Source organism: Fusibacter fontis, assembly GCF_055378735.1.
The window spans coordinates 2687937-2712791 of sequence record NZ_AP042445.1; the positions used below are offsets into that span (position 1 = coordinate 2687937).

The window sequence follows — 24855 nt, forward strand, 5'->3', positions numbered from 1 at the left end:
TGTTTGTTTTTTTTACATCGTACCAGCGAGGATATCCCTTTCTTCTGATGTTTTATGGAGTGCTTTATAAAATTTGGCATGCTTTATGCTTATTAATAAGAGGGTTGGAAAATTGCATACATGTAATTTTCACAGGATAACAAAAGTTCTTTTATGATCATGAGGAGGAAGGCAATGGCGAATCGAAAATCAGAGAAAGGGATTGAAAAAATTGGTAAGGGGTTGACGAGATTTCAAACACCTCATACCTACGCAATTATTTTTTTTGTGGTATTATTTTGTTGGGTTTTAACATTTTTGGTTCCAGCGGGGAAATTTAACACAGAAACAGTTACTTATGAAGATGCAAATGGTGAAATAAGCGAAAAAACCGTCTTAATTTCAGAGTCTTTTAGGTATAGTTATGCATTAGACAATGAACTTTTAAAGACAGAACTTGAAAAACTTGCTCAAGATGAAACGCAGCTAACCGCTCTTGAAATGGATGTAGAGGCATTAAAGGCATTCGTTGCTACCGACGCACAAGCGTGGGATCAAAGTCAATTAGACGAACTTGGATTGACAGATGCTGTTATCTATGACTTGTATGGAAACTCTGTTTTTGATACAAGTGAAAAACTCCATAAAGTAGCCAATGTTTGGGGAACGGATGACTACAATGGATTTGGATGGATGAACTATATTTTCGAAGGTTTAGTTACTGGTAGCAAGTATGGTTCGGCAGTGGGAATCGTTGCACTTATTTTGGTAGTAGGTGGTTCGTTTGGGATCATCATGAAAACAGGTGCAATAGATGCTGGAATTTACGCATTTATTTCTAAGACAAGAGGCTTAGAGCGTCTTGCGTTACCACTTCTCTTTTTCATGTTTTCACTAGGTGGTGCGACATTTGGGATGTCGGAAGAAGTTATTCCATTTGCCATGATTATGGTACCTTTTGTCATTGCGCTGGGGTATGACTCCATCGTGGCAGTAACGGTAACCTTTGTCGCTTCTCAAGTGGGAAATGCCACTTCTTGGATGAGTCCATTTAGCGTGGCAGTAGCACAGGGAATTGCAGGTGTTCCGGTATTATCTGGAGCTTCATTCAGATTGGTTATGTGGTTTGTCGTGACGTTAGGTGCTGCGATTTATATGATGGTGTATGCTGAGCGCATTCGTAAACATCCAGAAAAATCGGTGATGCATCAAGCGGATAACTACTTTAGAGAAAGAATGGCACAAACGACTGAAGAAGAGAAAAAATTTGGATGGGGTGAAAAACTCATTCTTCTTGAAATGTTGGGCGTGTTAATTTGGATTATCTGGGGCGTGACTGAAAAAGCGTATTATATTCCAGAAATCGCTTCACAATTCTTTGTGATGGGATTCTTAGCGGGTGTAACGGCTATTATCTTTAAATTAAATGGCATGACCATTAATTCGATGGCAAGTGCTTTCCAAAGCGGTGCATCCGACCTTGCAGGTACTGCTATTGTAGTCGGTATGGCAAAGGGGATCTTACTCGTACTTGGTGGTGCAGATGCAACGGTTGCGTCAGCTCTCAATACTGTCCTTCATAGTATTGGAACGGCATTAAAAGGACTTCCAAATGTCGTGGCGGCATGGATTATGTACGCATTCCAAAGTTTATTTAATTTAGTCGTTACTTCGAACTCGGGTCAAGCAGCCCTTACAATGCCAATTATGGCGCCGCTTTCGGATCTTGTTGGTGTCAGTCGTCAAGTGGCAGTTTTAGCATATCAGTTGGGTGCTGGATTTGTCGATGCCTTTACGCCTGTATCAGCGAGCTTAATCGGTGTTCTGGGTGTTGCGCGTATTGACTGGATGAAATGGGCAAAATTCCAAATTAAAATGCAAGGATTCTTCTTCGCGATTGGAACCATCTTTGTGATATTGGCAGTATTGATTAATTTCCAATAATAGTTTCAGCGATTCCATTTGCTATATTGCATAAACAAATGGATTGCGTTGAAAAAGGAGAACGACATGATAACCATTATTAAAAATGTATCGCTTTATACACCTGAGAAACGTGGCAGAAAAGATCTCCTTATAGTAGGCGATCAAGTTGTTTCGTATGATGATGACATTGCCACTGCTTGGGAAGCTCTGAAGCGCACGGACTGTCATTTATCTGTTCACATCGTGGATGGGAGTGGAAAAATTGCTACACCTGGATTTGTGGATTCGCATGTTCATTTGCTTGGTGGCGGTGGAGAAGGCGGTTACCATACGAGAACGCCTGAAATCACTTTAACAGACTTAACGACATCAGGCGTTACAACTGTTGTGGGTTGTTTGGGGACGGATGGTGTCACACGTGATATGATGTCGCTTGTCGCTAAGGCGAGAGCGCTTGAAACAGAAGGTATTTCAACTTTCTTATACACGGGGTCGTATCAAATTCCAGTACAATCACTCACAGAATCCATTATGAAAGATCTCATTGCCATTGATAAAATCATCGGCGTAGGAGAGGTGGCTATTTCTGACCATCGTTCATCACAACCAACGTTCGAAGAGTTTGTCAAAACAACCTCAGAAGCCCGCGTTGGTGGGATGCTCTCTGGTAAAGCAGGTGTTGTCAACATTCATCTAGGTGACGGGAAACGCAAAATGGATTATTTATTCCGAGCACTTGAAGAAACTGAAATTCCAGTATCGCAGTATTTACCGACGCATGTGAATCGAAATCCTGAACTTTTTGAAGCGTGCATCGAGTTTGCAAAAAAGGGTGGAACGATTGATTTCACTGGATCAGAAGATACGGATTTATGGGAAGAACTCGATGGAGAGGTGCGCGTTTGTAAAGGAATCAAACGTCTTTTAGAGGAAGGTGTTTCTGTCAATCAGTTTACATTGTCATCGGATGCCCAAGGCAGTCTTCCGATGTTTAATAAGGAAAAGGAATTTATTGGACTCGGTGTTGGCTCGGCAAAATGCTTGTTGAAAGAAATTAAGGAGTGCGTTTTTAATGAACAGATTCCGCTTGAAATCGCTTTACGTGCCATTACAGCGAATCCCGCGCGCATCCTAAAATTATCAAAAAAGGGCCATCTTGAAGAAGGGTTTGATGCAGATCTTTGTTTGTTAGATGAACAAACTCTTTCACTGACAGATGTTATGGCAAAGGGAAAATGGGTTGTCAAATCGGGAAACCCTGTAGTTTTTGGAACATTCGAGAAAAAATCGTCTAACACTTGAGATCCCTCTCATTTTTAAAGTGTCAAAATAAAAATAGGAACCCTGTTGAGAAAATAGGGTTTCTATTTTTTATTCTTTCTCTCTACGATACGTCGATTGTGTGTGCACCCTTTAATCCGCTATAATAGAGTTGGAGGTGGTTTTATCAATCTCTAAATGGGAACGTGATATGGGATATCCGGAAATATCTATATTAACAAAACTTGCTGAATGTCTTGAAATTCCACTTGAAACATTACTTTCCGGTGAAATTTCATCAAATGAAATTGACTGAGGAAACATGAAGAAAACGAAATTTTATAGATGTTCACAGTGTGGCAATATTATGACAGGCGACACAATACTTGTTAGAAAGCTATACCCTGAATGGAATCTTCAAACAAGACTTCCCAAAGTCACCACACATGGCACACTCTACTGGTACTGTACAGAGCATGGCCTCTTTTACCAACTCTATTAAAGATTTTTCAATGAGTTTAAAATTCAATTATCACTAACTAAAATAACCGACACACACACGCCGTAATACCAATCCGCAGACCACGAACTTTGGTCGAGGACTCTTGGTATGAAGGGTGAGTGTGTCGGTTATTTTTAGCTGTGCCCATTGATTTTGCAGATATGAAAAGCGTAATACCAATCCGCAGACCACGAACTTTGGTCGAGGACTCTTGGTATGAAGGCGTGAGTGTGTCGGTTATTTTCATGTTGCGCTATTAAATTTTGAGGTCATAAAAAATGGGTATATTACATGTATGAATGCGGATGCGAGTGAGGATGTGGTGAGTTGAAAAAGAACATGAGTATGAGAAAAGAATTTTCAAAGAATTTGTCTTGGATCAGCATCGTGGGTTTGTGTGTCTTTGTCATAATTATGGTGATTCATTTGAGTGTTGGCTTTAGACTGATTAGTGAGAATTTTACGAAAGGCGTTTTAAAGCAGATGGTTCAAGCGTTACAGTCTCAGTATGAAATCACGTATTCGTTCCTTGGAGAGCCATATATACTCGTAGAGGCCGAAAATGAAGAGAATTCCATCAACTTATTAGACTATGCTGTAAAAGTAGATGAAGTCGTTGTGTTTGAATCTAATCAAGAGTCCAATTTATTTGATCAAGTCATTCTTACAAGCAATGAAAATCCACTGATTAGATGGATCAATCCAATTCGAGTAGTTGCCTTTGAAAAAACATCCACAAATTCTCAGGGGGAAATTGCAATTTCTCTTAATTCTAAAATAATCTATTGGATATTCATTATTGAAATTATAGTGAGTTTGATTGCATTTATCATTGTATACATTGTAGCTCAGCTATTAGCGTGGAAATTGAGTCATTCGTTGGTTGTGCCATTGACGAAGTTAGATGAAAAAATCACCTTATTAAGTCGAGGTGATGTCGAAACAGTACTCAGTCATCCAATTGAACTTCAAAACCCATTAAAGGAAATTGATTTGATTGCAACTCATACCAATGACTTGGTGACATTGATTAAAAGTCAGATTGACTTGCTTGAAGTAAAAAACAGTATGATTCAACAGAAAATGACGGAACTGTCGATCATATTTAACCAAATTGATCAAGGGATTCTATATTTTGATGATCAATTGAAGATACAGCCAACCTATAGCAAAATGTGTAAAGATATATTCAAAAAAAACATTGAAGATTGCCGAATGAGTGAGCTACTTTATCAAAGTTCGGATGATCGTCAGTTTGTTGAAGAATTATTAAATCAGATTTTTAATGGTCCGGTATCTGAGAGAGAAGTTCTCCTAAGTCTATTGCCAGATGCACTAGAAATAAACGAACTTTCTGTTTTGCTATCTTATAAGATGATTTATTCTTCTGAAAATACTCAATTATTAATGGTAATATTGACAGATGTAACGGACAAAAAACGGTTGACGAATTTAATGGAAACAGAACAAAAACAACTCAAAATGATCGTCAAAAGTTTGATTCACTCATTTGACTTAAATCAACTCATAGAAGACTATAAACAGTTTGCTCAGGAGGTTCAAAAAGATGAGTTTCAGTGTCACCATGAAGCTTTGACTCGAGAAATTCATACATTTAAAGGAAGTTTTAGTTTATTTGATTTTGAGCATACTGTCGTGGCGTTAAATGAACTTGAAGATCAGTTAATTCTTGCAATGAAACAACAGCAGTGCATTGAACTTTCAGAAGAAACTTTGTTATCACTGCTTAAAGAAGATGTTGATATTATCGAAAACTATACGAATCGCAACTATCTAACAGGGCAGATGAATGAGCAGAATGGACTGAAATCTTTCAAAGAGCAACTGTCTTATTTTTCAGATTATGTTCAAAAATTAGCTGAGCAATTTGATAAATCCATTCACCCTTTTGAAATTGAAGGCGATGATTTTTTAATGGACCCAAATGAGTACAAGTATTTTATACGAAGTTTGATTCATTTATTTAGGAATAGTGTCGATCATGGAATTGAATCGATTGAAGAACGTATTCTTGCTGATAAACCTGAAACTGCCCAGATTCAATGTAGAATCGAGACATATCAAGATTCATTTAAACTCGTCATTCAAGATGATGGAAGAGGGATTGATGTGACTCGGTTAAGACAAAAAATGGAAGTTTTAAATCCCGAGTTGCTTGAAAATTTAAATGAAGCTGACCTGATTCAACTCGTTTTTGAACAAGGACTGACCACAAAGGATCATCATTCTCTTATTTCTGGAAAAGGGATTGGGTTATCAGCTGTGAAGAACGAAACTGAAAAAATGGGAGGCAGTATTTTTGTAGAAAGTGAACAGAACAGAGGGACGACATTCACAATTCAAATCCCGTTTAAGAATGATCGCAGATCAATTGAGTTTGAGGCGCAAATGTCTCAGTTTATGAATCAAATCGTCGAAACTGCATCAAAGGTTATATGGACGAAGATTTTACCTGACACATCGGTTCAACCTTCTGTCATCCATCATGATGCCAATATTCGATTACTAGATTATACAACAGTCATTCCAATAGGAAAACCATTGGAAATTTTGGTTTTAGTGAGTATGAATGAAGTCTTGACAAGACAACTTGGAAAGGATGTTTTAACATTGGATGAGATACACCAAACGGAGTTGCTTCACGATGTCATCTCCGAAACGAGTAATGTTATAGTTGGAAATGCGCTCAATCAGTTTGATGGAGAGTCCTATGCAGTGGCGATGGGAGCGCCTGTGATGGTTGAGAGTCGAGGCCAAAACAGTCAACATATCGAACGCGTTATTACCAGTATGATTTATGAAGTAGAGAAATATCAGTTGGAGATACACTTTGTTTCAATTCAAAATTTAAATGAATAAGGGGGTTGATCATATGGCGAGAGTCTTGATTGTGGACGATTCGATGATGATGCGTCGTAATATTGAGACGATATTAAAATCGGTAGGTCATGAAGTTGTAGGACAAGCTGTTAACGGGAAGCAGGCAGTTGAGATGTATTTGAAATTTAGACCGGACTTGGTAACCATGGATATTTCGATGCCTCTAATGAACGGCATTAGTGCTGTAAGTGAAATTATACGAGTAGATCAAGAGGCAAAGATCATCATGATTAGCGCACATAATCAGAAACAGATGGTATTTGAGGCGATTAAAAGTGGCGCAAAACATTATATTTTAAAACCGATTGATGCGGAAAATGTCATCAAGGTATTTAACGAAGTATTATGCAAATAAATAATATAGTTTTAAAAATGCAGGTAAATAATAACAAAATTTAATATTTAATCTTGCTTATTATAATGGTTTAAGGGTATTATCAATCTGTTGAAATACTGAATATTCAGTATTTCGTTTTAACTTTAAAATTGGGAGAGGGGTTAACTATGAAATTAAGGGGAAAAATCTTATTGGTGACGGGGATCATCATCGTAGTAGCAGTTATACTACAGGGAGCTTTCAATATTTACAGAGCAAGCAATGCCGTTGAAACGGTCATTCAGTATGAATTAGAAGATCAAATTGGCAATATCGAACGTGAAATTTTATCCGCAGAAGAGACGATTCAGATTACAAAAGAAGCAATCAATGAAAAAAATATTGCATTGACACGTTCTGTAGCAGAAATCATCGCCATTGATCCAACGTGGCTAGAAACGGATAAGATGACGGAGCTTGCAAATAATCTTGGCGTACCAGAACTTCATGTTACCGATGGAGAAGGCGTCTTACTTTATGGGAACGTTCCAGGTTTTTATGGTTTTGACTTTAAAACAACGGATCAAACTAAGCCTTTCGTGGATCTAATTGGCGTAAAAGACGCTGCTCTTGCACAGGAACCTTCGTTAAGAGGAACAGACAACACGTTGTTCCAATATATTGGCGTTGCCAGAATTGATCAACCAGGGGTCGTTCAGATTGGATTAGAACCAACAGCCATTCAAGATTTACTGCAAAAACTAGATATTCAAAAAACACTTGAAAAACTCATCGTGGGAGATGGTGGGTATGGATTGATTGTGGATCCTTCTGGAATCATTACGCAACATGCCAATCCAGAGTTAGTTGGAAAAGCAACAACTGAAGTATCGTGGATCGACAAAGTGGTAGAAAATCCTGGAGAACTCATGACCATCGATGATAATGGTAAATCCATGTATGCATTTGCTAAACAAGATCAGGATAGAACTTTGATTGTGACATATCCAAGAACGAATATACTCGAAATTATTCGATCGATCTTAGTGAGTAACGTGGCGATTATTGCCATCACAATTGTATTGCTCATTTTGATTATTCAACAAATTATTGGAAAATGGGTGTCAAAACCTTTAAAAATGATTCAAGAAGGTATGGATCAAGTGGGTAATGGTAATTTTTCAACGCATGTCGTGTACAATTCTAAAGACGAGATAGGCGTGCTTGCGAGCGATTTTGAGAAAATGACCTCAAATATACAACACTTAATTCATGAAACGGCAAATCGAATTCATTCTGTAGCAAGTTCTTCAGAACTCATTCACCATAATGTTGAAGGATTGAGTAGTACGACGCACGAAGTAACACTTGCGGTAGAAGAAATTGCACATGGTTCCACTGAAATGGCATCGAATGTCAATGAACGATTGGTCACTGGACATGCACTAGGAACGAGTATCAATGAAATTTTCGTTAAACTCGGTGAAGCTAAAACGGTTTCAGATCATATGGTTGAAGCAAATCATGAAGGTCGAAGCAAAATTAGTGCACTTCAAAATGTTTTTATGGATACTGTACGAAATACAGGTGAAGTTGTTACCAATGTACAGACGTTAACAAGAAGTTCAAAGGAAATTGAGAACATCGTCGTTACAATTAAAGGCATCTCTGAACAGACGAATTTGCTTGCGCTGAATGCGTCAATTGAAGCAGCTCGAGCAGGTGAAGCTGGTAGAGGATTTGCAGTTGTTGCAGATGAAATTAGAAAATTAGCAGAGCAATCCTCGCAGTCGGCTCAAGAAATTAATAGCATTATTGGTGGTATTGTCAACGTCGTTGATGGCACAAGCCACACCGTTATAGAGACGCAATCATCGGTTTCTGCAGCTCAACTTAATCTGGGTGAAACGGTAGAAGTGTTTGATCGAATCGATAACAGCGTCAATAAAGTAACCTCAATTATCGGTGCATTTATTCAAGAAGCAAAACGCATTGAAACGTTAAAAGACGAGTTGATTCAGTCGCTTGAGTCTATGGCAGCTATCAGTGAAGAATCTGCTGCATCTACTGAAGAAATCAATGCATCTACAGAAGAACAATTATCACGCGTAACGGAAATTAGTCATGCTATCGAGATTTTAAATGAAGACATTGTGAAATTAAATGATGAAATGAAGCGATTTACAGTTTAAAGTTTGATGTAAATCCATCGCACGACAAAATAATAACCGACACACATACGCCGTAATACCAATCCGCAGACCACGAACTTTGGTCGAGGACTCTTGGTATGAAGGAGTATGTGTGTCGGTTATTTTTTAGTTGTGCATGTTGAATTCTAAATTTTTTCAACGAGAAGTGCGAGTTCGTCCATGTAGGTTTTAGCCTTAAGTGTGAGTGTTTTGTTATGGGCTGTTTTTTTCGACACGTCATGGGCATGTGTTGCGGATTCTTTGATGGATTCACTGATTGTTGCGATTCGATCGACTGCAGATTGGTTATTGTGAATGACATCTTCAGTGGTTCGAACTGTTTCAGTGATTTCTAAATTCACTTTTGTGATCGTGTCGTCGAACGATTCGAAAATACCACGAGACGTATGAATGAGATCTTGAATGGTCTCGCCAAAGTGTAGCGATTCTTCAGCAGTAATCAAGGACTCAGAAGAACTTTTTTCAAGGCGACCGATAATGGATAAAATACCTTCAAGTGACTCCGTCGTACGCAGTGCAAGAGCTTGAATAGCATCTGCCACAACGGCAAAACCTTTACCTGCTTCACCTGCTCGAGCACTTTCGATGGAAGCATTTAAGGCGAGCATATTGGTTTGTGCAGCGATTTTTTGTATAATATCCACGATGGATTTTATTTCATTGGAACTCATTTCGAGTTCCTTCATTTTGTCATATACCTTGTTATTATTCGCTTTGACCAAATCTGCATAGGTATCGAGTTCGGCAAATGTTGCCTTGCTGCTGTGAACTTGATCGGCAGATTGATTGATTCTTTCAACCACGCGAAGGGATTGTTCAGAGGTTTTAAGAAGTTTATTTTGCATATCCATAGAGAAACGACAATTATTTTCAACACTATCTGAAATTTCAGCTACGCCACCTGTGAGTTGATCGATTGCATCAGCTGTCAAATCGGAGATATGGATGAGTTCGCCATATATTCCATATACTTCTTTTGTCGTGCGTTGAATGGTGTCCATGACTTCTTTCATCTCGATGAGTAAAAGTTCATTTTTTTCTTTTTCTTCGACGATTGTTTCAAGTTGTGCGTTTCGAATTTTAGTGGAGAAAGTGACTGTGTTGATCGTAGCAAATGAAAATGCAATGATGCCTAGAATGAACACTGTGTATTCGGTTGACATAAATGAATCTGTCATTTTATAGTATTGCACATTGATGATGACTTTGATGATGGCGAAAAGAAAGATGAGTATAGAGGCATTGCGAATCAATTTGTAATCATTATAGAGAACATAGATGATGATCAATGGGAATATGAGGACAAATTGAATGACTTTCGGTGAAAAAGCCAGCATGATCATCCACGAAAAGATAAAACTATAAAGTGCAATGGCCTTGAATGCATCGTTGAATTTTGGCATTCTATAAAAAATATAGGAAAACAAAATAGGTGCAAGTAAACTCAAACTAATGAGTACGACATATGTGAGTGAGCGTGTACCCCTGATATATTCCATCGTATAAGCCGATACCGAGAGTAAGATGAGTAAAAAACAGGCAATCATTACGCGTTTGTTGGTGCGCCGTGTCATTTCGAATTGTTGCATAGGCATAGTCTCCTTTGTATATAAGTGTGAAAAAATAGTCATGTACAGTAATTATAACCAAATTTGTTACGGAATAACAATAAATTTAGAAGGTTCAGTTACCAAATTCATCCGTTTCTGATATGATGGAATTAGAACGTTTAAGTCAAATTTACAGGAATTATGTAACTGAATATATTTGTGAAATTTTACCAAAAACTAGCGAAAGAATAGCGAAACAAATAAGAATTTCATACTTAAGATCGCTCATTTCTATCGAGTGTTTCTAAGTTGTATCGAAGATTTCTAAATACTGAGAGGAGTATTGTTAAATGAGAAATGTCATTTTAATTGGGCTTGTGAGTTTTTTTGCCGATTTATCGAGTGAAATGGTGTATCCACTCATTCCAATCTATTTAACCACAGTGCTAGGTGCTACACCAACCATTTTAGGGATTATAGAAGGCATTGCTGAAAGTATTGCAAGTTTGCTAAAAGTGTACAGTGGGTATCTGAGTGATCGCTATAACAAAAAGAAACCCATCGCTTTTTTCGGATATGCGACTGGATTTATCTATAAACTTGCACTTATTGTATCGACTTCTTGGATGGGCATTCTCTTTGCGCGCGTCATCGATAGATTTGGAAAAGGTGTTCGAACCGCTCCAAGAGATGTCATGGTGTCTGACTGTGTCATTGATTTGAAAGACCCTAAAAATGGTGCAGGCAAGATCTTTGGCATTCATAAAATGTTTGACATGGCGGGATCAGCAGTGGGGATTTTATTGGCATTTATTCTCCTGACGCAGTTAGGTAAAAATGGATACAAAACGGTATTTTGGATCTCTATGATTCCTATGGTTATGGCACTGATGATGTTTTTCTTTATCAAAGAGAAAAAAGAACACCAAAATGTCTCCGCAAGAGAACCATTTTGGAACAATATGAAAAAACTAGATTCGAAGTTAAAGCTGTATCTGTTCGTCGCGTTTTTATTTACTTTGGGGAATTCGTCAAATACATTTTTATTGCTAAGAGCGACAAATGTGGGATTTTCAGGAACCGATATGATTTTGCTCTATTTGGTGTATAATACAGTGGCATCCATTTTTGCCATTCCCTTTGGAAAGCGATCAGACATTGTTGGAAGAAAACGCGTGCTTGTGATGGGGTATGTTGTTTTCGCTCTCGTTTATTTGATGTTTGCATTTGCAGCTTCTAAATGGATGATTATCGCTGCGTTTATCATCTATGGTCTATATACAGCGATGGTTTCTGGTGTTGAAAAAGCGTTTATTTCAGAGATTGCCCCTCGTGACTTGCGTGGGACGTTATTGGGGCTTCATTCAACTTTAGTGGGAATTGCACTACTTCCAGCGAGTATTATTGCAGGTATTTTATGGGATCAAGTGGGTAGTGCAGCGCCGTTTGTCTATGGTGCAGCACTTTCGTTGGTAGCCGCTTTCATTTTGCTTGTGGGACTTAAGCCAGAAAAGAAAGCAACAGCTGTGGAATAGAAAACGAAGGAGTTTTAATAAATGAAATGTTTTTTTTGCGACGACGATGAGCAGATCCTCCATCAAATGATGTCGATTATCCAAGTGCTAAGACCTTCAATTGACGTAAGTGGATTTGTATCGGGGATAGAGTTGCTTAATACCTTGCAATTAGACTCCTTGCAGACGAGTCCTTGTGATGTGTTGTTTTTGGATATAGACATGCCGATGATGACGGGATTAGAAGTGGCCGAGGTGCTAAAACAACAGGTATTAGCGCCACTTCTTATATTTGTCACGAGCCATGATGAACTCGTTTATGACAGTTTGCAGTATCATCCATTTGGATTTGTTCGCAAAAGCTATTTTAGTGAAGAAATAGAGCGAGTGATAAGCGATTGCGAGCGTGAACTTCAAAGTCGCCAAAGGCGGTTTAGTATTTATACAGAGGGACAAACCGTTTGGTTGAAATTATCTGAAATTGAGTATTTTGAATCAGATGGAAATTACTTAATCGCTTTTAGTACAGAGGGCGAGTATCGATTTAGAAATACACTTGCTGCTGTGCAAGAAACACTAGAACCTTATGGTTTTATCAGAGTGCATAAAGGATTTTTGATTAACCAAGAAGCTGTCAAAATGATGGATTCAGCACATGTTCATCTATCCGGAGGTGCGATGGTTCCCATTGGTAAAAATTATATGGAGACATCGAAGAAAATGTTGATGAGGTATATGCGACTGTGAAAAAGCTCAGACAAATGAAGAGTTCTTATGAAAATTTGGAAAAGGAATATATGAAAAGCCAAGCTGAAAAAATGGATTTAATCTATGAGCTTAACCAAATCAAGCGGCATCAAGAACTTTGTGATAATGAAGCTCAAGAGGTTCGTCATCTGCATCAAAACGCGCGTAAGTTAAAGCATGACATGAAAAATCATATGATGGTAATTGCTTCTTATTTAAGCGCTAATCATTATGAGGCTGCAAAAGATTATACTTCTGAAGTTTTGGGAAAACTGAATACGGTTCATAGTTATGTTGAGACAGGTAATGACTTGATGAATCATATCTTAAATGAAAAAATGACTTTTGCTAGGGAACAGGGCATTAAAATTAAAGCAGAAATTGAGAATTTAACTTTTTCAAAATTGAAACAAATCGATTTTTCAACGATTTTGACCAATTTATTGGATAATGCCATTGATGCAAGTCTCAGGGAGAGTCACCCAGAGATGACGATACATATTGTCAAACGAAAAGGCTATGAAACCGTTCAAATTAAGAATCGAATTTCTCATTCTGTTTTAACAGACAATCCGACTCTTGTATCGACGAAAGAAAACGCCGAGGTACATGGATTGGGTTTGTTACAAGTAAAGGCATTGATTGATGCTTGTGATGGGCTCATTGATTTCTATGAAGAGAGCGGTTATTTTTGCGTGGGTGTTTTTATCCCTGCGTAATGCGAGTGATGCCGCAACATATTTTGTTTGCTTAGAGGGTGTTTGTCCCTAAATACATGCAGTTTATCCCAATCCCTTGTCTTAAATGGCTCAAGGGGTTATTTTTATATTGAGGAGTTCAGATGATTTGTTTGGATCAAGTGGAAAAATTTCAGTTAAAAGGAATTCAGTTACATATTCCTAAGGGAGTTTCAGTTGGCTTGGTAGGTGCACAGGGGTGTGGTAAAACAACTTTGATTAAGCTTATGTGTGGTCTTTTAAAACCTGTAGCGGGACGTGTGTATGTGATGGGTGAAAATCCGATTGAAAATAGGAGCCCTAGGATGGGTGTTTTTTTAAAAGAACAGATGGCTTTATCGCAAGATATGACGGTAAAAGAGCATTTTGAACAGTTGAAAATCGTTTATGGAATGGATTTAGAAACATTCAAACGGTCTTATTCAAGTCTTTTGAAACGATTTGAACTGGTTCATGAGGAGCAGACACTCATTCGACATTTATCCAAAGGAAAGAAACGACGCGTTGAACTGATGACGACATTGATACATGATCCGGAGGTTGTGTTGCTCGATGATCCGATGGATCATTTAGATGCTTTTTCAAAAGAAGTTTTAATGAATCTTTTGAAGGAAAGGCAACGACTTGGATTGACTGTCATCATGACATCGCATAAGCTGGAGGATGTTTCGGAATTTTGCAAGCGCGTTATTTTACTTTGTGATGGACGTATTCACTATGATGGTGACATGGTTCTTTTGTTGAAACAGTATGCCCCGATAGAGAAGATGACGTTGAAACTGGAGGATATCATTCCTGACCTAGGAGATTTGCCTATTAAGCGATATACACTTAATGGACAGTTACTCACAATCTACTATAATTCCAATCACGTGACTTCACTTGAATTGGTTCGAAATCTTGTTACTCAATGTACGTTTTTAGATATGAACGTTCAACGCTCTGAACTCGCGGATGTGATCTATTACTTAAAGGGAGACGAGAAAAATGCATGAAATTATTCAGGTGTGCCATGTTGGTAAATCATTTAAAGTCAACAAGCGCGGAAAAGGCGTCACAGGCATGCTCGCCAACTTAGTATCACCTAAATTTGAAAAAAAAATAGCCGTGAAAGACATGAATTTCACGATTCAAAAGGGAGAAATGGTGGGATTTATTGGACCTAATGGTGCAGGAAAATCTACGACGATCAAAATGCTCTCTGGAATTTTATGCCCTGAACAGGGAGACATCAAGGTCAGTGGACTCAGTCCATATAAAAATAGGAGACATTACGTAGGGCAAATCGGTGTCGTCTTTGGGCAGAAATCTCAATTGCAATGGGACTTACCCGTGATGGATAGTTTTGAACTTCTAAAAGCAATTTACCGGATTCCAGATGATCGCTATCAAATCAATTTAAAAAAATACACGGAAATGCTTGAAATGGGGAGTTATCTTCATCAACCCGTTCGACAACTATCTTTGGGTCAACGCATGAGAGCAGATATTGTAGCAGCGCTTTTACATTCTCCTCAAATTGTGTTCTTCGATGAACCCACCATTGGCGTGGATGTTGTTGGAAAGGAAATGATCCGAAAATTTATCCGCGAGCTCAATGAACGTGAGCAAATCACGATGATATTTACGACGCATGACATGGAAGACATCGTTAAGACGTGCAATCGCATCATTATTATTGATAAAGGTACAAAAATCTACGATGGATCTATAGAAAGAATCCGTGAGGTTTATGGCACGACGCGACAATTAGATGTTGAATTCTTTGAAAAAAGGGAGATTCCGCCTATCCATCATGTGCATATTGATACATTGGACGAATTAGATGGTCGTAAAATGAGGTTTACTTTCGATAATCAAGAAGTTAAAATCGATGAACTGATGCAGTATCTGCTGACACATTATCAGATCAAAGATATCAATGTTACAGAACCAGAAATTGAAAGTCTTATTCGTAAAATTTATAGTGGGGAGACAGTCAGATGAGATTAAAACCCTATTTCGCATTTGGCAAAAAAAGCTTTCTCAACTGCGGCGCTTATCGATTCGAACACTTAATGAGTATGATCAATACGCTCGTACGTATTTTTATCTTCTGGGGGATTTATAAGGCGCTTTATGCAGAGCGAGGCGAAGTGGATGGCATCACGTTTCAGATGGTGACCACGCATTTTATTTTGGCGATGTGCCTCGATACGGCATTTTATACCAATGATTTTTATTTGCCACGAAAAATATATAATGGCAGCATTGCCACAGAGTTGTTATTACCCATTAGCATTCCAGGGAGATTGATGGCGGATAATATTGGATGTGTCATATTTCGATTCGTGTTTCATCTTATTCCCTCTGTGATCGTATCTGGATGGATGTTTGGACTGGAAATGCCAGCTAATTTAACTATGTTTCTATTGTTTTTAGTCAGTGTCATTTTAGGGTATGGCATCCTTTGGTCAATGAGTTTTGTCGTTCAAATGACCTCGTTTTGGCTTGTAAATGTTTGGAGTCTATCCACTTTAAAAAATGTCATGATCAATATTTTGTCTGGTGTGATGATTCCCATTTGGTTTTTACCAATATGGTTGCAACGTATGATTGAATGGACGCCTTTTTCGTCTGTGTACTTTACTCCGATACAAATTTATTTTGGTCGATTATCCTTGATTCAGATTGGAGAAAAGTGTGCGCTTCAGTTTGTATGGATTGTATTGATTTACTCCGTTGGGCATTTACTCTGGCAAAAAGGACAAAGACAATTGGTGGTTCAAGGAGGTTAAAATGTTCGAACGTGACGTGTTACAGTTAATAGGAAAGTACTCGCAAATCATCATGAAATCGTGGTTTCAATATAAAGTGGATGCAATACTCAGATCGTTTGCCGTGTTTATGAGAGAAGCGACGGGCATCATTGTCATTTATTTGACGCTTTTAAAATTTAATCAAATCAATGGATGGAATATTTACGAAATGTTATTTCTCTTTAGTTTTCTGTTTTTGACTTATGGAATCTTGATCATCTTTTTTACGGGATTGAGAGACTTTGGAGAAACCGTCAGAAGTGGACAATTTGATCGCTATCTTCTAAGACCTAGGGGCATCTTGTTTCAACTTATATTTTCGGATGCTGACTGGTTCGCTGCAATTGGACACGGTCTGCTAGGGGTATGTTTGTTTATCTTGTCAGCAGGTCAAGTGGGTGTTTGCTGGGATTTATCATCAGTTGTGTTTTGTTTGTTAAGCCTCATGGGAGGTGTGTTGATTCAAGGTGCAATTTTTTTGTTTCTCGCAACTCTGAATATCTATTTGCTTGAGACAAACAGCGTGAAAGAACTTCTATATTGGAATACGCGAAAATTTGCCGGTTATCCCATCAGCATTTTTCACCGCTCAGTTCAATTCTTCATGATTTATATGGTGCCGTTTGCTTTTGTGAATTATTTTCCGGCGCAGTATTTTCTTGAAAAGTCAGATATGACGCAGTATCCATCCTTTTTTATCTATTTGTCTCCAATTGTTGGATGCGTGTTGATGACGATGGCCTATGTTTTTTGGCGAATGAGTTTGAAGCATTACACCAGTTCTGGAAATTAAAAACCACCGATGAATCAGCGTGTTGTTTCTGACACTCTGGTTCATCGGTGGTTCTGTTTTTATAGGGCAATCTTTTTTGAAAATTAAATTTTATAGCGTTTGAGTTCGTTTTTAAGGAATAAAACAACGGTTTCAAGCTCACCGATGTTTTCAGTGAGTTTCACGATTTCGCTTGAGAAGTTTGTAACATTTGCACTCATTTCCTGTGAAGTTGCAGAGTTTTCTTCTGCAATTGCAGCAAGTGTGTGCATATTTTCAAACACTTTGTTGATTTTATCCGTTTCATCAGACAGTTGCTTAGAAATTTCTGAAATGGAAGAAGAAACAGTTTGAATACGCTGTGCAGCTTGTTTGCTTTCTTCTGTCACCGTTGTCATGGTTTTCGTGCCGTTATCCAGTTCGACGAACTGATCGTTCACTTGTTTTACCATGTGATTCACGCCATGGATAAATTCATTTAGGCTGAGATTGATGGTTGTAACGGCATTTTTAGAATCTTCAGCGAGCTTTCTGATCTCTTCAGCAACCACGCTAAATCCACGTCCCATTTCACCAGCACGCGCAGCTTCGATCGATGCATTTAAAGCCAGTAAGTTGGTTTGTTCCGCGATACTTTCAACTGTGCTCACAATGGTGATGATATCTTTCACTTTTGTACCGAGTGTTTGACCTTGAGTGTTGACTTGCGCAAATTTGTCTTTGACCTCTTTTAAGTTTTCAGAGACATTTTCAAGGCTGACAAAAGAGGATTCAATCTGAGTAACAGCTGCTTCGAGGTTGTTTTTACCTTCAAGCTCACGTTGGCTGATGGTATTTAACGTTTCGATATTGTCTGCAAGAATGCTAACGGAGCTTTCTGTCTCAGTCGCTTGGTGAATTGCACCTTCAGCAACTTCTTGAACTGCTCTTGAGATGAGATCAGACACTTCGCTCATATTTTTTGCAACAGATGAGAATTTACCTGTAAATGAATAAAGATCGTCCATACCGCCTTTAAAGTAAGTAAATTCTTCTCGAAGGCTTTCTTTAGTTTGTGCAATTTCATCATATGCAACTTCGAGGACGTCGCCAGTTTTAATGTGTGTATCGTCAGCGATTTGAAGTTTTTGGATATTTTTAAGTTCAGTTTGCATATCGAGCATTGGCTTCATAACAACAGCGCCTGTAATACCGCTCGTTACTAAGATTAAGAGTGGAGCACCGATAAGGAGTGGAAGTTGATCGACCCCAGTCGTTAAGAATATTAAGAGCGTTGTGAGTGCTGTTGGAATTAAAGCGGTTTTTACACCGAGATTTTTAATAAAACCAAGGGACAGGAATTTTGAAAACTTGAATTTTTTCACGCGCTTTGGTGTTTTTTCAAATTTCAAATGAATTTTTACGATGTGAACGCCGTTATCCACTTTTTTATCTAAAACAGTGGCTTCGATTTTTTCGCCAAAATGTTGTCCTACACCAATTAGAAGACCCATCAAATAGTCTTGAAGTCCGCGTTTTGATTGATAAGTTAAGTGATAGTTTTTATCATCAATTTCTTCCATAATCAATCTTGGTGGTTTTGCACCAGGGATGATTTTGGTTAAATGTAAATGAATTCTATCCATCATATTCATAAAACTTAGTGCGGAGCTGGTATCGAAATACGACGGGAACCAATTGTAAAACGAGTCAATATTATTTTCGCCGATTTTTTTCCACATGGCTTCTTTGGTCATTCCTTGGTGTGAGGCAAATGCTTCAATAAAGCTCAAGATTTTTTTATCATCGATTTCTTCAAGTGGCGTGATCATTCGATTTGGATCCCAACCCTGCTTAATCAAAATGTTGTTTCGTGTTTCTTCACCATAGAGTTTTTTCAATGTGTTTAGCCAGACGTTAACAACGGTACCCTTCATAAATGTATTCCTTTCTATTGTGTGATTATTGGACTTGTAGTAAATTCTAACTATTACAGCTTTCCACTGTATTTTACCCATATCTAGAGAAGATTAACACTCGGATATTGAATAAATTACACATGGAGGCTTGAGACTATTATATCAAATACGAATGGAAAAACCATAATTTCCTTTCTTAAATTGGGATTATTTTAAATTTATAACGAGGTCATTTTGAGTGTAAAAATGAAAAAAGTGTAAAGTTTCTTTAAAATTTAAAATTAACTATACTAATTTAGTCGGAATTATATTATAATCACATTAGATGGTACAGACACGGTTTTATACGGCGTGTACGATTAAGATTAAATGGAGGTATGATTATGTATATTGCTACAAATCAAGAAACTTGTGATAAAATTTCTGAAGTATTAAGTGCTCAAGCAGATAAACCACAAAATATCAGAGTATTTATCGCTGGCATGGCATGCAGTGGTCCAAGCTTTGGTCTTGGATTAGATAACATCAACGAAGGCGACGTAACTGAAGTCATCAATGGCATCAACTTTGTTGTAGAAAAAAGCGTTTTTGATCAAGTTGGAGAAATTAAAGTTGAGTTCGTTGGAAACGGTTATGTAGTACAACCTGTGGTTCAACAACCATCAGCTTGTGGTTCTTGCTCTAGCTGCGGTTAATGAAATGACCAATGGTTAAAACGATATGCTTGCGTATCGTTTTATTTTTTTGCCTTGCTGGTGACATTTAAAGTGTTATAAATGGGATTTCTTTGAAGTGTGACTTAGTTACGGATAAAATATAAAAACACGGGTATAGTTAAATTAAAGACAAGGAGGCAGGTATGCATATCAAAATAAACGAAGATACGCTTACGCGTATCAAAGGCGTATTAGAAAAACAACCTGACGGTCCGAGCAAGATAAGAGTATATCTCGCGGGGATTGGCTGAGGTGGCCCAAGATTTGGTCTAGGTCTAGACCAGGAAAAAGAAGATGATGTGATTGAACACATCGATGGTGTGGATTTTGTATTAGAACAACACATGATAGACAGCTACGGACAATTTGAAATTGGTTGGACGGGATTTGGCTATCAAGTTGGCCCTTTGAAAGGGGCGAGATCACGCTGTTAAATAGAGTGATTGTTTTAAAGTCATAATGTGTTTTTCTAAGAAGTATAAAAGCAAAAAAGGGTCTGAACTCACTCTGAAAAGAGAAGTATCAGACCCTTCGTTTATTTTTTGGTGATGCCAAAGACGCTTGAACTCATGGGTGCAACTCTCAATAAGTGGTGCGTTGCGGGTTCGAGGTCAATTGGAGGATATTTATAACCAGAATCGTCAAAGATGAGATCGAGTTCGATTTCAAAGGTTTTGCTCTTCTTCGATTTTGTTGTTTTGCTTGAATGTTCTTCCTCGCAAAACGAGTGTAACGCTTCCTGTAACATAGCTACTGATAACAGCATTGGATCATGACTCGGATTGTGGACCACCAAAAGGCAATCGTAGTTTTGTCTGTAGGCAGCGGTTTCGCTGTTCGAGTAGCTGTCTTTTGCACAATCGTCCTTGCAGGTTCGAATGATGTAGACAATTCCCGCTTTATAAGCTTCTTCAAATGAACCGAACTCAATAAAATGAATTCTTTTTCGAATGTCTTCAACGGTTTTCATGCGAAAACAAGGATAGTCTTTTCTGAGTCGAATGAGGTCTTTGACAAATTGATAGTACTCCAGATGATTGGCTTTCTTTTGCCAATCAATTGCATTAATGGAAATAGGGGAGTTATAGGAGTTGTGAACACCTTTTTTATCTCTTAAGAACTCATTGCCTGCATGAAAGAACGGTACACCCTGAGAGGTCATCAAAATTGAAAAACAGAGTTTATTCAACTTAATGAGCATTTCATGTGACGCATTTGGCATAGAGGCTTTGATTTTATCATAGAGAATTAAATTGTCATGTGAGTTGAAATAATTAATAGACTCGCATGGATGCGATGCAAAACCAATGTACTCAGTGCTATATGGAACAGAACCCACGATACCGACGTGCATTTTATGTTTTGTATCTTTATTTCCCTGGACGAATCCGGTTCCCCAACCGTCATTGTCACCTTTAATCGCATCCCTGAAATCGTCGTTGAAAAGTGCAAATCCCTTGTTGCATTGAACGCCTTTATAGATTCGCTTATCTTCTGGAAGGACGGATAATCCCCCCATCCACGGTTCTCCGTAGATTAAGATTTCTGGATCGATGCTGAGGAGCTCTTTTCGGGCAATTTCGATGGTTTCGATGTCAATAAGTGCCATGAGGTCAAATCTAAATCCATCGACTTTAAATTCTGTCGCCCAATATTTAAGTGAATCGACAATAAACTTACGTGCCATGGGTTTTTCGCTAGCGAACTCATTGCCACATCCAGAACCGTTTGAAAAGATGCCGTCTTCTGTTGTACGGTGGTAGTAATTTGGAGCAAGGGTATTGAAATTTGAGGCTTCTGACCGATACGTATGGTTATAAACCACGTCGAGAACGACTTTGATGCCCTTTTCGTGAAGCGCCATAATTGCAGCTTTTAACTCTCTAATACGAGAAGTTGGATCGTTAGGATCTAACGAATAACTGCCTTCTGGAGAATTATAATGTTCAGGATCGTATCCCCAGTTATAGTTTTTATCATCGTCAAGTTCTTCGTCAACAGTGATGTAATCGTATACGGGCATAAGATGAACGTGTGTAATTCCAAGATCTACAAGATGATCCAATCCTGTAGCAACATCGTTATACGTCGTACCTTCTTCGGTAAATGCCAAATACTTGCCTTTGTGTGTCATTCCGCTGCTGTTTGAAGCGGAGAAGTCACACACGTGGACTTCGTACAAAATGGCATCGCAACCTAAAGCGCCTGTTGGTCTTGAGTGGTCTTTCCAGTTGTCTGGATGCGTGCGCTCAAGATCGACAACGGCACTTCTCAAACTGTTGGATGATGATGACAGACAATAGGGGTCTGTCACTTCAGCGGAATGATCTAATATATACGTATAGTATTTGCCATGATAATCACCTTGCATGATTATGCTAAAGACGCCATCCTGATCAGGATGCATGGGGAATAGCTCTCTAAATGGTGACTTAGCAGATTCGTAAATAGCTAAGCTGACATGTTTGTGAGCGGGAGCCCATACATTAAAAGTCGTTTGATGTGGTTCGTAAATTGCTCCCAATTGTTTTTCGCTGATTGGGTAATCTTTCATTGTCATAAAATCACCTTTTGTCTATAGTTTAAAATCAAGAGGTTTTCTATTGATATTCCAAATTCCTGAAGCATACTTCTCAATGGTGTAATCCGCTGAAAAGACACCAGAACAAGCGATATTTGAAAGGGACATTTTAGCCCAATGGGATTTATCGCGATAGAAAAGACCAATCTTTTCCTGTGCATCACAATAAGACTCAAAGTCTCTTAGGACAAAAAACTCATCGTTGAATCTCAATAGACGTTCCACGATTGGAAGGAACTCATCCCTTGCCGTCGGCAAAAATCCATTGGTCAGTTGATCGACAACGCGTTTGATATTCGCATTGGATTCATAAAGCGCATGTGCGTTGTATGACCCTGTTCGGTAATATTCATAGACTTCTTCATCTCTTAATCCAAAAATAACGATGTTACTTTCGCCGACTTCGTTCATAATTTCGATATTCGCGCCATCGAGTGTGGCAAGTGTGATTGCGCCATTCATCATGAACTTCATGTTGCCAGTTCCAGAAGCTTCTTTTGAAGCGGTACTGATTTGTTCGCTTACGTCAGCAGCTGGCATCATCGTACCTGCTAATGATACACCATAGTTTGGCAAGAAGACAACTTTTAATTTATCTTTGATGGAGCGATCGTTATTGATTAAATCTGCTACTGTATTAATCAGTTTAATCATTTGCTTCGCGACATAATAGCTTGGTGCTGCTTTTCCAGCAAAGACGAAAGTTCTCGGAACGATATCGAGATTTGGATTGTCTTTGAGCTGGTTATAAAGGTGCAAGACATGGAGAATATTCAAATGTTGACGTTTGTATTCGTGAATGCGTTTTGCTTGCATATCGAAGATGGAGTATGGATCAAGTTTAACGCCTTGTCGATCTAATACGTATTTCGCCAAACGCTCCTTATTGTGGTGCTTAATGTCAAACAGAGCGTTTTGAACGGATTTATCATCACGATATTTGAGTAAATCTCTTAAAACAATCGGATTTTTCTTAAAGCCATCTCCAATTAGACCTTGAATAAAATCCGTGAGTTCTGGATTGGAGTTCAACAACCAGTGTCGATGCATAATGCCATTGGTTTTGTTGTTGAATTTATTTGGATAGATGTCATAAAAATCCTTGAGTTCTTTGTTTTTGAGAATTTCAGTATGAAGACTTGCAACGCCATTGATGCTGTGTGAACCAATAATCGCCAAGTGCGCCATCTTAACCATGCCATCTTTTAAAATGACCATGCGAAGGATTTTTTCGTCGTCTGAATATTGATACAAGGTGCGTATTTGCTCGATAAAACGGCGATTGATTTCCTCGATGATCATGGTGATACGAGGAAGAAGTTCTTTCATCATATAAAATGGCCATTTTTCCAAAGCTTCTGACATAATGGTGTGATTCGTATAAGAAATACTCGTGGTTGTGATGCGCCATGCGGTTTCCCAGTCGAGATGCTCTTCGTCAACGAGAATGCGCATAAGTTCTGGAATGGCAAGTGCGGGATGCGTGTCGTTGATATGGATGGCAATCTTTTCACTAAATTTTTCAATTGGGAGATTCATTTTTTTGAAAGTGGTGAAGATACTTTGAATACCTGCTGAGACAAAGAAGTACTCTTGTTTTAAACGCAGGAGTTTTCCTTCGTCGTAAGCGTCATTTGGGTAGAGGATTTGCGTGATGATTTCCACGGAATGCTTTTTCTCAAAGGCGCGTGAATAATTTCCTTGAGAAAAGTTTTGAAAGTCCATGGTATCTTCCACTTCTTCAGCTGACCAAAGTCTCAGCGTATTGACGGTGTTGTTTTCAAATCCTACGATTGGTGTATCGTAGGGAACGGCTTTGACAGCTTCGTAACCTACATGTTTAAACTTTAAATTGCCGTCTTCCATATAGGTTTCAACTTGTCCGCCAAATTTAACGAGAACCGCCTTGTTTGGACGTTTATACTCCCATACATTGTTATTGACGAGCCAGCGATCAGGAAACTCTACTTGATAACCATCGATGATGCGTTGCTCAAACAATCCATTTTTATAGCGAATACCACATCCGTGACCTGGAATGGAGGTAGAGGCCATGGCATCCATAAAACAAGCCGCAAGTCGTCCGAGTCCACCATTACCAAGACCTTGATCCATCTCGATTTCAGCGAGATCGTCGAGATTGATATTGAGCTCTTTTAATCCTTGCTTAACTACGTCTAAAATGCCAAGATTGGTTAAGTTATTTCTTAAAAATTTACCAGTCAGAAATTCCATTGAAAAGTAATAAACCTGTTTGGACTGCTCGTTGCGATAGGTTTTGTTGGTATTGGCCCAAATATTGCCAATGTAGTCTTTCATAAGTTCGCCAAGCGCATTGTATCTTTCCAGTGCTGACGTATCTTCAAGCTGTCTAGCAGTGGTTCCTTTGATGGCTTTCATGTAGTCATCTTTAAAATCGAGAAGCGTTAGTTTCATCGTTCACCT

At 38.5% G+C, this 24855-nt stretch carries 20 protein-coding genes; 16 read left to right on the plus strand and 4 right to left on the minus strand.

The window, feature by feature from the left end; translation table 11 throughout:
• The first annotated feature begins 174 nt into the window (after positions 1-174).
• The 7 genes from yfcC to ACZ41W_RS12045 all read left to right on the plus strand — a co-directional run bounded on the left by yfcC (position 175) and on the right by ACZ41W_RS12045 (position 9076).
• Complete coding sequence (gene yfcC / locus ACZ41W_RS12015) at positions 175-1923, plus strand: putative basic amino acid antiporter YfcC (RefSeq protein WP_464312224.1); 1749 nt, start codon at positions 175-177, stop codon at positions 1921-1923.
• Positions 1924-1989: 66 nt separating this feature from the next.
• A complete protein-coding gene (iadA, locus tag ACZ41W_RS12020) occupies positions 1990-3207 on the plus strand; it encodes a beta-aspartyl-peptidase (RefSeq protein ID WP_464312225.1) in 1218 nt (405 codons plus the stop codon).
• 136 nt (positions 3208-3343) lie between these two features.
• Positions 3344-3481 carry a hypothetical protein gene (locus ACZ41W_RS12025; RefSeq protein ID WP_464312226.1) on the plus strand — a complete coding sequence of 46 codons (138 nt, stop codon included), beginning with the start codon at positions 3344-3346 and terminating at the stop codon, positions 3479-3481.
• A gap of 6 nt (positions 3482-3487) precedes the next feature.
• Positions 3488-3667 (plus strand): hypothetical protein, encoded by a 180-nt coding sequence (locus tag ACZ41W_RS12030; RefSeq protein ID WP_464312227.1) that lies wholly within the window; start codon positions 3488-3490, stop codon positions 3665-3667.
• A gap of 327 nt (positions 3668-3994) precedes the next feature.
• The gene (locus tag ACZ41W_RS12035) at positions 3995-6547 is read left to right on the plus strand and encodes an ATP-binding protein (protein WP_464312228.1); all 2553 of its coding nucleotides are present in this window, start codon (positions 3995-3997) and stop codon (positions 6545-6547) included.
• Positions 6548-6560: 13 nt separating this feature from the next.
• A complete protein-coding gene (locus ACZ41W_RS12040; protein WP_464312229.1) occupies positions 6561-6923 on the plus strand; it encodes a response regulator in 363 nt (120 codons plus the stop codon).
• Positions 6924-7072: 149 nt separating this feature from the next.
• A complete protein-coding gene (locus ACZ41W_RS12045; protein ID WP_464312230.1) occupies positions 7073-9076 on the plus strand; it encodes a methyl-accepting chemotaxis protein in 2004 nt (667 codons plus the stop codon).
• Between the two features lie 146 nt (positions 9077-9222).
• On the opposite strand, the gene ACZ41W_RS12050 is transcribed toward ACZ41W_RS12045, so the two are convergent.
• Positions 9223-10686, minus strand: coding sequence for a methyl-accepting chemotaxis protein (locus ACZ41W_RS12050; RefSeq protein WP_464312231.1), 1464 nt, complete (start codon positions 10684-10686; stop codon positions 9223-9225).
• 311 nt (positions 10687-10997) lie between these two features.
• Here ACZ41W_RS12050 and ACZ41W_RS12055 point away from each other — a divergent pair, with 311 nt between their 5' ends.
• The 7 genes from ACZ41W_RS12055 (at position 10998) to ACZ41W_RS12085 (ending at position 17236) form a co-directional block, all read left to right on the plus strand.
• Complete coding sequence (locus ACZ41W_RS12055) at positions 10998-12182, plus strand: MFS transporter (RefSeq protein ID WP_464312232.1); 1185 nt, start codon at positions 10998-11000, stop codon at positions 12180-12182.
• Between the two features lie 21 nt (positions 12183-12203).
• Entirely contained in the window at positions 12204-12908 is a 705-nt protein-coding gene (locus tag ACZ41W_RS12060; RefSeq protein WP_464312233.1) for a LytR/AlgR family response regulator transcription factor, read from the plus strand.
• Positions 12905-13627 carry a sensor histidine kinase gene (locus ACZ41W_RS12065; protein ID WP_464312234.1) on the plus strand — a complete coding sequence of 241 codons (723 nt, stop codon included), beginning with the start codon at positions 12905-12907 and terminating at the stop codon, positions 13625-13627. The genes ACZ41W_RS12060 and ACZ41W_RS12065 overlap by 4 nt, the downstream gene beginning before the upstream one ends.
• 122 nt (positions 13628-13749) lie before the next feature.
• On the plus strand, positions 13750-14640 hold the full coding sequence (locus tag ACZ41W_RS12070; protein WP_464312235.1) for an ABC transporter ATP-binding protein: 891 nt from the start codon (positions 13750-13752) through the stop codon (positions 14638-14640).
• Positions 14633-15631 carry an ABC transporter ATP-binding protein gene (locus ACZ41W_RS12075; RefSeq protein ID WP_464312236.1) on the plus strand — a complete coding sequence of 333 codons (999 nt, stop codon included), beginning with the start codon at positions 14633-14635 and terminating at the stop codon, positions 15629-15631. The genes ACZ41W_RS12070 and ACZ41W_RS12075 overlap by 8 nt, the downstream gene beginning before the upstream one ends.
• The gene (locus tag ACZ41W_RS12080; protein ID WP_464312237.1) at positions 15628-16422 is read left to right on the plus strand and encodes an ABC transporter permease; all 795 of its coding nucleotides are present in this window, start codon (positions 15628-15630) and stop codon (positions 16420-16422) included. The genes ACZ41W_RS12075 and ACZ41W_RS12080 overlap by 4 nt, the downstream gene beginning before the upstream one ends.
• A gap of 1 nt (position 16423) precedes the next feature.
• On the plus strand, positions 16424-17236 hold the full coding sequence (locus ACZ41W_RS12085) for an ABC transporter permease (RefSeq protein ID WP_464312238.1): 813 nt from the start codon (positions 16424-16426) through the stop codon (positions 17234-17236).
• Between the two features lie 83 nt (positions 17237-17319).
• Here ACZ41W_RS12085 and ACZ41W_RS12090 read toward each other — a convergent pair whose 3' ends face one another.
• On the minus strand, positions 17320-19131 hold the full coding sequence (locus ACZ41W_RS12090; protein WP_464312239.1) for a heme NO-binding domain-containing protein: 1812 nt from the start codon (positions 19129-19131) through the stop codon (positions 17320-17322).
• A 365-nt stretch (positions 19132-19496) separates the two neighbouring features.
• Here ACZ41W_RS12090 and ACZ41W_RS12095 point away from each other — a divergent pair, with 365 nt between their 5' ends.
• Together ACZ41W_RS12095 and ACZ41W_RS12100 are read left to right on the plus strand one after the other, a co-directional pair.
• Positions 19497-19808 carry a hypothetical protein gene (locus ACZ41W_RS12095; protein ID WP_464312240.1) on the plus strand — a complete coding sequence of 104 codons (312 nt, stop codon included), beginning with the start codon at positions 19497-19499 and terminating at the stop codon, positions 19806-19808.
• Positions 19809-20128: 320 nt separating this feature from the next.
• Positions 20129-20263 carry a hypothetical protein gene (locus ACZ41W_RS12100; RefSeq protein ID WP_464312241.1) on the plus strand — a complete coding sequence of 45 codons (135 nt, stop codon included), beginning with the start codon at positions 20129-20131 and terminating at the stop codon, positions 20261-20263.
• A 101-nt stretch (positions 20264-20364) separates the two neighbouring features.
• Here ACZ41W_RS12100 and pulA read toward each other — a convergent pair whose 3' ends face one another.
• Both pulA and ACZ41W_RS12110 read right to left on the minus strand, forming a co-directional pair.
• Complete coding sequence (gene pulA, locus ACZ41W_RS12105) at positions 20365-22389, minus strand: type I pullulanase (protein WP_464312242.1); 2025 nt, start codon at positions 22387-22389, stop codon at positions 20365-20367.
• Positions 22390-22404: 15 nt separating this feature from the next.
• A complete protein-coding gene (locus ACZ41W_RS12110) occupies positions 22405-24846 on the minus strand; it encodes a glycogen/starch/alpha-glucan phosphorylase (RefSeq protein WP_464312243.1) in 2442 nt (813 codons plus the stop codon).
• Positions 24847-24855: the final 9 nt, after the last annotated feature.